The 10542-nt window shown below is 63.8% G+C and carries 7 protein-coding genes, 1 tRNA gene and 1 pseudogene; all 9 read right to left on the reverse strand.

From position 1 onward, the window contains the following. Positions 1–225 precede the first annotated feature (225 nt). On the reverse strand, positions 226–924 hold the full coding sequence (rplA, locus tag LB565_RS07985) for a 50S ribosomal protein L1 (RefSeq protein WP_224582542.1): 699 nt from the start codon (positions 922–924) through the stop codon (positions 226–228). A gap of 4 nt (positions 925–928) precedes the next feature. Next, entirely contained in the window at positions 929–1357 is a 429-nt protein-coding gene (gene rplK / locus LB565_RS07990; RefSeq protein ID WP_040983061.1) for a 50S ribosomal protein L11, read from the reverse strand. A gap of 212 nt (positions 1358–1569) precedes the next feature. Next, complete coding sequence (gene nusG, locus LB565_RS07995; protein ID WP_140545994.1) at positions 1570–2097, reverse strand: transcription termination/antitermination protein NusG; 528 nt, start codon at positions 2095–2097, stop codon at positions 1570–1572. A gap of 27 nt (positions 2098–2124) precedes the next feature. Beyond that, positions 2125–2328, reverse strand: a complete 204-nt coding sequence (gene secE / locus LB565_RS08000) for a preprotein translocase subunit SecE (RefSeq protein WP_095765634.1) — start codon at positions 2326–2328, stop codon at positions 2125–2127. Positions 2329–2779: 451 nt separating this feature from the next. Further along, the gene (locus tag LB565_RS08005) at positions 2780–7006 is read right to left on the reverse strand and encodes an autotransporter outer membrane beta-barrel domain-containing protein (protein WP_224582543.1); all 4227 of its coding nucleotides are present in this window, start codon (positions 7004–7006) and stop codon (positions 2780–2782) included. 407 nt (positions 7007–7413) lie between these two features. Then, positions 7414–7489, reverse strand: a tRNA-Trp gene (locus tag LB565_RS08010). 135 nt (positions 7490–7624) lie between these two features. Continuing rightward, positions 7625–8110, reverse strand: coding sequence for a group II truncated hemoglobin (locus tag LB565_RS08015; RefSeq protein WP_224582544.1), 486 nt, complete (start codon positions 8108–8110; stop codon positions 7625–7627). Positions 8111–8311: 201 nt separating this feature from the next. Continuing rightward, positions 8312–9850 carry a hypothetical protein gene (locus LB565_RS08020; RefSeq protein WP_224582561.1) on the reverse strand — a complete coding sequence of 513 codons (1539 nt, stop codon included), beginning with the start codon at positions 9848–9850 and terminating at the stop codon, positions 8312–8314. Positions 9851–10128: 278 nt separating this feature from the next. Next, positions 10129–10542 (reverse strand): annotated as a pseudogene (gene tuf / locus LB565_RS08025) (elongation factor Tu); the annotation flags it as partial.

The raw sequence follows: 10542 nt of genomic DNA on the forward strand, positions 1-10542 counted from the left end.
GGCAAACACGGTTCGAACCTTTCATTGGAGCACTTGCTCCTTTGTCGGGTCTTCACCCGTCTCATGCAGGCCCACATGAATTAAGGCCCCCTTTTGAACAAGGCTGGCCGCCTGCAATCTCGGACAGGATATCCGGAAACCTCTCGGCTCCCGGGTACCGGGCCGCCGACGGATCGGCGGTCCGGAATTCTTCAATGACCGGCCTTGAGCCCGGTCAGACGACACTTACGACGCGGCGAGCGTCGCGATGTCGAGCTTGAGGCCAGGGCCCATCGTCGAGGTGACCGACACCTTCTTGACGTAGTTGCCCTTGGCGCCCGCGGGCTTCGCCTTGTTCACCGCATCGGCGAAGGCGCGGACATTCTCTTCCAGCGCCTTGACGTCGAACGAGACCTTGCCGACGCCGGCCTGGACGATACCGGCTTTCTCGACGCGGAACTCGACGGCGCCGCCCTTCGAAGCCTTGACGGCTGCGGCCACATCGGTGGTCACGGTGCCGACCTTCGGATTCGGCATCATGCCGCGCGGGCCGAGCACCTTACCCAGACGACCGACCAGCGGCATCATGTCCGGGGTGGCGATGCAGCGATCGAAATCGATCGTGCCCTTCTGGACGATGTCGACCAGGTCCTCGGCGCCAACGATATCGGCGCCGGCGGCCTTGGCTTCCTCGGCCTTGTCGCCGCGGGCGAACACCGCGACACGCACCGAGCGGCCGGTGCCGTTCGGCAGATTGACCACGCCGCGGACCATCTGGTCGGCATGACGCGGATCGACGCCGAGATTCATCGAGATCTCGACGGTCTCGTCGAACTTCACCGCGGACCGGTCCTTGAGCAGCTGCAGCGCCTCATTGAGGGCGTAAGCCTTGTTCGGATCGATGCCTTCGCGGCTCTTGGCAACACGCTTTGCAATCTTTGCCATGATCTTAGCCCACCACTTCCAGGCCCATCGAGCGGGCGGAGCCCTCGACCATGCGCATGGCCGCCTCGACGTCGTTTGCGTTCAGGTCCTTCATCTTCTGCTCGGCGATCGCGCGCACCTTGTCGCGGCTGATCGTGCCGACCTTGGTCTTGCCCGGCTCCTTGGAGCCCGACTTCAGGTTGGCGGCCTTTTTCAGGAAGTAGCTCACCGGCGGCGTCTTCATGACGAAGGTGAACGACTTGTCCTGGTAGTAGGTGATGACGACCGGGATCGGCGACCCCTTCTCCATCTCCTGGGTCTGCGCGTTGAACGCCTTGCAGAACTCCATAATGTTGATGCCGCGCTGACCAAGCGCCGGGCCGATCGGGGGCGACGGCGTGGCCGAGCCCGCGGCAACCTGGAGCTTGAGCTGGCCTGCAACTTTCTTAGCCATCTCTATTCCTGCCTTTTTCTCATGCCGACCCCATGATCCGGGACGCCGGCGGTTGCAGTCTGGTGGTGCGGTTCCGACGGCCGGCTATGCCGCCTTCGCCTCCCACCCGTTCATGCGGCGCTTTAAGCAACCGCCCCTGGCACCTATCGGAGCAGGGAACCCGACGCCTTTCGGCGCGGGTGTGCCGACGCCTTTCGGCGCGGCTTTACGGATCAGCCCTTTTCGACCTGTCCGAATTCCAGATCGACGGGCACGGCGCGCCCGAAGATCGAAACTTCCACCTTGAGGCGGGCCCGCTCCTCGTCCACTTCCTGAACGACGCCGTTGAACGACGCGAAAGGACCGTCCGAAACGCGGATCGCCTCGCCGATCTCGAAGGTGACCGAAGGCTTCGGCCTCTCGACGCCTTCCTGGACCTGGTTCAGGATGCGCTGCGCCTCGGTCTCGGTGATCGGCACAGGCTTGGAGTCGCCCAGGAAGCCGGTGACCTTCGGCGTGTTCTTGACCAGCGAGAACACGGCATCGGTCAGGTTGGCCTTCAAGAGCACATAGCCCGGGAAGAACTTGCGCTCGGCATCGACCTTGCGGCCGCGACGGATCTCGACGACCTTTTCGGTCGGGACCACGATCTGTTCGATGTCACCTGACAGGCCCTTCTGCTTGGCCTTGTTCTCGATGTCCTCGGCGACCTTCTTCTCGAAGTTCGAATAGGCGTGGACGATATACCACCGCGCAGTCATTTCACGACCTCTCCGTAAACCGCCGAATTAATGCCCGAGACCCAGGATCCACTCGATCGCATAGCCCATCAGAATATCGGCAGCGAAGAAGAACAGCATCGCGATCACCGCGAATATCAGGACCATCACGGTCGAAATCATTGTTTCGCGCCGCGAAGGCCATGTCACCTTGGCCGTCTCCGCGCGAACCTGCTGGAGAAAGGTGAAGGGATTAGTGGTTTTCGAAGCCATGCGCCGCCTGTTTTCGAGACCCGTTGGCCGGGCCTCCTGGATGATCCCGCTGACCGGGACGTGCCGCCTGGGCTCTATGCGGCGCGAATCAGCGCCGCTATTTCACCCACGCAAATCAGACGCGTAAAGCCGGCTTCCCAGCTCCACGCGTCGCGTGTCTGTCTTGTCTACATAAAACCGATTCTTAATCCACGCAAGTGGCAAGGGTCCGCTTTATGTCTCAACGCCGCCTCGGAACCATCCAGTCGTCCCGTCCCGGCTATACGGGGCTTATGCCCCAATTCTCGCCATATGGCAAGCCGCTCACCGATTTTCAACCGCGGAGCGGCCGCTCATCGGCCCGCGACCCTGGAAAATGGCACAGGCAGCAGGGCTTCGGATTTGCGACTTGCGGTTTGGAGACCGAACAATCTACCGGCGGACAGCTGTGCCCGATGCCTCGTCGACGCCGCTACCAGCGCACGCTGAAGCCGAGCTTGCCGCTGATGACATTGCTGTCGCCGAAGCTCGCCAGGCTCGTCTTGGCCAGTGCCTCGCCATAGACCGAGTACTTGCCGTCGCCGAAATCGAGCGAGCCGCCGAGGCCGACGCCGCCCCAGAACTTCTGGTTCTGGCTGGCAAGCTTGACGCCCGAGACATCGACATCGGTTCCGCCGAGGAAGTCATAGTAGAGGTTGGCGATGCCGTAGACATGCGCCCGGCTCACCTGCCCGGCGCTGTCGGCCCACTGGTCCTCATAGTCGGCCGAGATGCCGAGGCGGCCGATCAGGCTGTCGCCGCTGCCGGGCGACACGATCGCGCCAAACCGATCGGTGAACTTGTCGAAGTCGACCGCCGAATAGGAAAGTTGCGCCTGCGGGGTCAGCGACCAGTTGGAGCGCAGCGCGATCTTCTGACCGCTCTCGATGCTAAGCGCATAGCCGAAGCCGTTGTTGCCGTCGGCAAGCTTGCCCAGCTCGGCCGAGTTGATGTCGCTGTCATACCAGGTCGCCTGCGCCTGCGTGTCGACATAGAAGCCGCTGTTGCCGAACCAGGTCAGCGTGCCGCCAACACCGTAGCCGGTGGCCGAGATCGAGCCGGTGCCAAAGGTCGATGAGACGTCCGATGCGACGGTGCCGTAGTGAACCGTGATACCGCCCAGCAGGATGCCGGCCTCGCTGTCATGCAGCAGGCCGTCGACGCCGGCGTTGATCTTCCACGTCGTCACGTCGTAGTCGGTGCCGGTGGTCGAGGTCTTCGGCTCGAACTTGCCGTGGGCGGCATCGACACGCGCCCAGATGGCGTTGCCGTCGACCGGACCCTGGCCGGGCACGTCCGCGCCCTGCGGCGTCGCGTCCTCGCCCCAGGCCCGGTTGCCGATGCGCTGCTGCAGCGTGCCCAGCTCGTTGAAGCTCTGCAGCACGCCGGCATAGGCCTCATAGAGCGGCGTGCTTGGCGCATAGAGCGGACCGGTCTGGTTGATCAGGGTGGAGCGCAGATACCAGTCGCCGTCGCTGGGCGTGCTCACGCCGTTCTTATAGAGCCGGTAGGCATAGGCGCCGCCGACCACCGCCTGGTCGCCCTGGTAGATATAATCGCCGGCGAGCGTGAAGGTGCCGGCCGAGCTGCCGTCGATGTCGACGATCTTGATGCCCTCGCTGGTCTGCGCGCCCGCGCCGCCGACATTGGTGACCGCCAGGATGCCGGTGCCCGAGGTGTTGCCATGCACTACCAGCCTGTCGGTCGCAGAAGCATCGCCGTTCAGCGCGGCATTGATGAGGATTTTGCCGCCATTGCCGACATAGTCGCCGCTGACCGTGAGCACCGTGCCGGGTGCCGCAGCACCAAGCCGCACCGCGCCGCTGTTATTGAGCGAGGCGACCGTCTGGTCGAAGCCGGCGAGATCCAGCGTGCCTCCCGACTGGACAGCGAATGCAGAGGTTGCGTTGAAGGCGCCTGCCTTGCCGGCCGCCAGGGTTCCGCCCTGCACGGTCGTCGCCCCGACATAGGAGCTGTTGCCGGCAAGGATCAGGGTACCGTAGTCGACCTTGGTCAGCCCTGAGTTTCCAACAAGGTCCGACGCGATGGTGGCCTTGTAGCCTGCGCCCGCACTGCTGCCGTCGCCCACCCGGATCGTCGACTGCGGCCCAACAAGGCTGATGTCGCCGCCCTGGATGACATAGCCGTCGGCGGCGAACTGCATGCCGTTGACGGTCACCGCGCCGTTGCCGTTGTCCACGCTCACCGTTCCGGGCGTGCCTTGGAACACGGCGAACTGGCCGTTGCTCCACGGCGCATTGACCTCGCCGCCTGGCGTTGTCCAGTTGTTGCCGGAGCCGGCGACCTGCCAGGTGCCGTTGCCGCCGTCGACCACGCTGTTGTTCTTGGGGCCGGCATCGCCGTCCCAGAAGGTCAGCAGCTGCCCGGCCGTGTTGATGAGGTTGACCTGATTGGCGATCGACGTCTGCACCGAATAGTCGGGCGATGTCAGGGCGAGCCCGTTGTCGATCAGCGCGCCGTTGTAGTTGAACACGCGGTAGACGCCGGGCCCAAAGCTGCCGCCGGCGGTCGGCGTGATGTTGAGCGTGCCGTCGAGCGTCAGGTTTCCGCCGACATTGACGACGTCGTTCAGCGCGCCGCCGGGCGCGTTGGCCTGCCCGAAATTATACGCCAGGCTGGTGCCGCCGCTGAGCGTCAGGTTGCCGTTGATGGTCAGCGCGCCGGCGGAATTGCCGCTGCCGCCGGGGCTGAGCGTGCTGCCATCCGCCATGGTGACATCGCCGCCGATGATGCCGGTGCCGCCGAGCGTCGCCCCGCCTGCCACCGCGGTCTGGCCGGTGGCGCCGGCCTGGTTGCCGTTGACGAGCAAGGTGCCGCTGTTGACGTTGGTCGGCCCGCCATAGCTGTTGGCGGCGGTCAGGATCGTGGTGCCGGCGCCGATCTGGTTCAGCCCGCCAGTGCCGGAGATCACGCCGCCGAAGGTGACGGCGTCCGAGCGGTCGAAGGCCAGCATGCCGTTGTCGACGACATCGCCGGTGATCGAGCCCGACGCGCCGCCATTGCCGAGCTGCAGGGTGCCCGCCGAGATCGTCGTCCCACCGGTGTAGCCGTTGTCCGCCGTCAGGATGGTGGTGCCGGAGCCGATCTGATTGACCGCACCGTTGCCCGAGATCAGCCCGGCGAAGGTGTAGGCGTCTGACCGGTCGAAGGCCAGCGTGCCGTTGTTGGTCACGTCGCCAAGGATCGAGCCCGACGCGCCGCCATTGCCGAGCTGCAGGGTGCCCGCCGAGATCGTCGTCCCGCCGGTGTAGCCGTTGTCCGCCGTCAGGATGGTGGTGCCGGAGCCGATCTGATTGACCGCACCGTTGCCCGAGATCAGCCCGGCGAAGGTGTAGGCGTCTGACCGGTCGAAGGCCAGCGTGCCGTTGTTGGTCACGTCGCCAAGGATCGAGCCCGACGCGCCGCCATTGCCGAGCTGCAGGGTGCCCGCCGAGATCGTCGTCCCCGTGCCGGTGCCGATCTTGGTGATCGCACCCGTGCCGCTGAACGGCGATATGGCAGTGACGCTGAAGGCGCCGGTATCGAGCGTGAGCCCACCCGCAGCGATGTTGAGCCCGGTGCCGGTAAAACCGCTAATAAAGGCTGTGTTGCTCGCGGTGGCGCGCAGCGTGGCGCCGTCAAAGTTGGCCTGCACCGTTCCTGGACCGGCTGTCAGCGCCCCTGTGGAAAGGGTGCCGTCGCCAGATATGTTGAGCGTGGCCGTTGAGGCCGCGATGGCGGTCATTGTCACCGTATTGGCGGTCGCCGCCGCTCCGTTGGAAACCGTCAACGTACCCTGGCCATAGGCACCGATGTTGAGTGCCGCGCTAGTGTTCAACTGGGAGCCCGTGCCGGAGACAGTCACCGTGCCGGTTCCCGCTCCACTTAGGTTATTACCAGCGATAGTGATAATGCCGGTGGCGGTCACCACTGCGCCGTTTGTCACCTTGAGCGTGCCGCTGCCGGTTCCGGCGTTGCCCTGGCCCCTGCCAACTGTCAAAAATCCACCCACATTCCAGCTGGATCCCGCGCCGGAAATGTTGGCGGCGCTGGTTGTGGCCGATCCGAACAAAGTTGTGTTGCCCGAGGTCAGCGTCCCGCCCCCCGTTATGTTCAGCGTCGCATTGATCGTGGCATTGGCCGCGCCAAAACTCAGGGTTCCCAGACTGACGTTTGCACCATTGGCGATGTTCAGCGTGCCAGCACTGCCACTGCCGAAACCGATCAGGGTCGAGGCCGAACTCGACCAGGACGATCCAGCGCCCGTGACCGTAACGGTCCCGTTTCCGACTCGGCCAATGTAGTTCGTGCCCGTCGTGACGCTGGACGACAGCGTGCTCCCGTTCTGAACCGTGAGCACGCTCGTGCCTGCCGACATATTCAGCTGCAGGTTGCCGATCGTCGCACTCGCCGCGCCGGACACACCCAAAACCGCGGGATTGGGCGAATTCGTGTTGATCGTGACCGTTGCCGTGCCGCTCGGGGCCGTGCCCGTCGACCAGTTGCTGCCGACCGTCCAATCGGCACTCGTCGTGCCCTGCCAGACTTGCGCTCTGGCTGAGGTTGACCAGCCGCACATGACCATCGCACCAATACTGACGCCCGTCAGTAGCGCGCGGGAGCGGCGCTTCTCGCCGCTGCTTTTGCTGCGCCCACTCATGTGCCCCTCGTAATTTAGGAAGTCATAAATATCGTGTTCTGATGAATCAGGACGCAATGCGAGAGGAAGGCACGGGACCGGGGCGGCGTATTCCAGAAAATTGCGGCGTTTTGCACAAACGTGCGACCCCCCTGCCCTTCGCTTTGCTCTGGTCAGCACAGCGTTACTCGCAAGCAACAGCTTTCTATTTGGTAATCCTAATGCGCAGTTAAGTGCTAAGGACGAAAACCTTACATCTTTGGTCTAAGGTGCAACGATTTTCGCCACCCGGACGGCACAGGGTTCGAGCGTGCGACACGGGCTGGCAGGCCGATGACCGCAAGGGCGGCAGACGCGCGGAAGAAATATGTAAGGCTGATTTCGGCGATCGAGAGGGCGGTTGCCAGATGCCTGCTCACTTGAAGAAATGGCACGGGCAGCAGGGCTCGAACCTACGACCTGCGGTTTTGGAGACCGCCGCTCTACCAACTGAGCTATGCCCGTGCATGCGCTTGTTCGGCGCAGGCGCTTCCTAAAAGCTTCCGGGCGCTCTGTAAAGAGCACTCCGATGCCGTTTTGGAAGCTTTGCCAGAAATCTGAATTGCGCAGCTGCCTGCAATCGATCGCGGGCACGCGCGCCTACGACTTCCCGGCGGGCGGCTTGTAAGGTCCGCCCGGCACGCCCCAGCCCCAGGCCGGCATCGGCTCGGTCTCGGGATCGCAGGTCTCGCCCAGATTCGAGTTCATCTTCGCCAGCCGCGATCCCCACTCGACATAGCCCATGAAGGCGGAGCGGAACTCGGGGTCGTCGGGCAGGCCGACCTCATCCGCCGCATCGGCAAGGAGATTGATCCAGCGGCGGCGCTGTCCCTCGGTCAGATGCTTGCCGAGGTGATGCATCACCATTTCGCGATGGCCGCCATGCTTCTCGCTGTAAGTCTTCGGCCCGCCAAAGACTTCGCCGATGAAGGCGGCGACATGCGCCGGGTGATCCGGCGACATGTGCTCGAACACCGGACCGACGATCGGGTCCGCCGCCACCTTGTGGTAAAAGATCCGGGTCAGCCGGTTCAGCGCCTCGCTGCCGCCGGCCCATTCGTACAAAGTCGGGATGTCCTCGCTCATCGCCGCTCCTCCCTGTGCATACAGCAAGATAGCGGCAGCGCCCTGCCCCGCTCAACCTGCCTCGATGGCCAGTGCGCAGCTAAAGCGTGGTCCCGAACCGAAGGTCAGCGCATGCAAAAAGTGGGAACCGGTTTTCGGAGAAGATCATGCTCCAACAAAGAGTTAGATCAGGATGGCGATTCAACGAAACGTCATCCTGGTCTAGAGTTTCGCCGGCGCCTTCGCTTCGGCATCGGCGGCCGGCAGAACGCGGCAATTGTCCGGCCTGGGCGCGGATCTGCAAATGGTGGCGCCGGTCAGCGCGTCCACCGATTGCTGCCCGGTCGTCAGTCCGAATGTCTTCAGTTCGTCCCGGCTGAGTTCCCTGTGCTTGGCATATTCGGCCGACTGCATGGCGACGAAAAAGCCTGAGCCGACCGCCATCTCATCAAGATACGCCCTGACTTTGTCTTCCATGCCCATGGAATGCACCAGGAAATGCGCATTGGCGCCGACCAAACGCCGGACGCCGCCGGCGATCATCACTGCGCAAGCCGCATCGCATTCAGCGCCTGCATCGATGGTGAGGCCGGTATGGAGACCGTCGGGTGCGACGCACCCCACTTCGCCCGGATCGCAATCGAGAAAATCCGTTCGCGCGATCGCGACGTCCAACCTGCGCTCGCGGATCAGCCGGCCTGCGGCAAGCGCAGCCTGCACGTCTCCACCCGGCGAGTCGACGATGATGGGCAACCGGCGCTCCCGGATCGTATCGAGCAGCTGGCGCAACTTGTCGGCGGTGCCTGCCGCGATCCTGCCTTCCGCCGAAATCCATTCCGGACAATCGGGATTGCAAAGCGGATTGCTGCCCCGGACAAGGACGAAGCGCATTTCCTGTTCGTTTGCCTGCGGCGCCGGTGCGGGAACAGGGGCAATGGGTGAAGGCCCGGTTTCGACGGCTGCGACCACGGCCGGCGCGCCGTTCGTGGGAATCTCGCGACAATTCGCCGGCGCCGGTTGGTGCTGGCAGATGGTTCTCTCGGTCAGCAGATCGAGCGAATCCAGGCTGGTGACGAGCTTCATCTCCAGCATGTCCTCGGGCTCGATCTGCCTGATGTCGCTGGCAGGCGTCGCCTTCATCACGCTGAGCACGCCCTGTTCGACACCCATCTCCTCCAAATAAGCCGACAGCCGCTTCTCGACCGCCTTGCTCATCTCATAGGTCTTGTAGCTGCCGGCATTTTTGCGGCTGACGACCCTGGTGCTGACGATCTTCTTCTTGCCGTTCACGATCCGATAGGTCGTTCGGTAGAGCAGCTTCTCGCGCTGGTAGGTGGTGGTGATCTGATGGACGCCGAGATAGGCCCACTCGCCGACCACGCGGCGGATGCCGCCGGCAAACATCAGCGGACAGGCCGAATTGCACATCGCGCCGCTGTCATAAGCGACGCCGGAGTAGGGCTGGTCCTTGCCGTCATTGTCCCGGCAATTCTTCGTCCCCGGCGAGCAGCCGGAAAACTCCGTGATGCCGACCGCGATATCAAGCTTGTTCTTGCGGACCATGCGGCCAAGCTGCAGCGCGGCATCGACATTGCCGCCGGGAGAATTGACGACGATCGGCAATTGCCGCCCGCCGAGCGTCTTCAGCAGGCGTTTCAGCAGCGCCGGCGTGCCGGCCTCGATCGTGCCTTCGGCGGAAATCCATTCCGGGCAGTTCGGCTCGCAGCCCGGCGCGCTGCTGCGCACGACGACGAAGCGCATCGCCGGACCGTAGTCCGGAGGTGCCTCCTTCGCGGCGACGCTGAGGGCGGCAAGCCCTGCGGCAGCGGCCAATCCCAGCCGAAGCAGCCCGCGCCAACACCGTATGGTCTTTGAACGGAATGTTGAAACCACGTCTGGCAAGCCCCTCGGTACAACCATACTAGTTGCGGCGACGGTGCTTGCAACAGAATTGAACAGATCCGCCCAATACTGCTGCCAAAGAAAAAGGGCGGCCCGAAGACCGCCCTTTCCTGCCGAACCGGCAAAAGCCGGCTCGATTATTCCTTGATGGTGACGACGATGCCGGCACCGACGGTGCGGCCGCCTTCACGGATGGCGAAGCGCAGCTTCTCTTCCATCGCGATCGGCACGATCAGCTCGACGTCGACGGTGATGTTGTCGCCGGGCATCACCATTTCGGTGCCGGCCGGCAGCGTGACAATGCCCGTCACGTCCGTCGTGCGGAAGTAGAACTGCGGACGGTAGTTGGTGAAGAACGGCGTGTGACGGCCGCCCTCGTCCTTGGTCAGGATGTAGGCTTCGGCCACGAACTTCTTGTGCGGCTTGACCGAACCGGGCTTGGCCAGAACCTGGCCGCGCTCCACGCCCTCGCGGTCGATGCCGCGCAAGAGCGCGCCGATGTTGTCGCCGGCCTGGCCCTGGTCGAGCAGCTTGCGGAACATTTCCACGCC

This window comes from Mesorhizobium sp. CA14, from assembly GCF_020165195.1.
Lineage (GTDB): Bacteria > Pseudomonadota > Alphaproteobacteria > Rhizobiales > Rhizobiaceae > Mesorhizobium.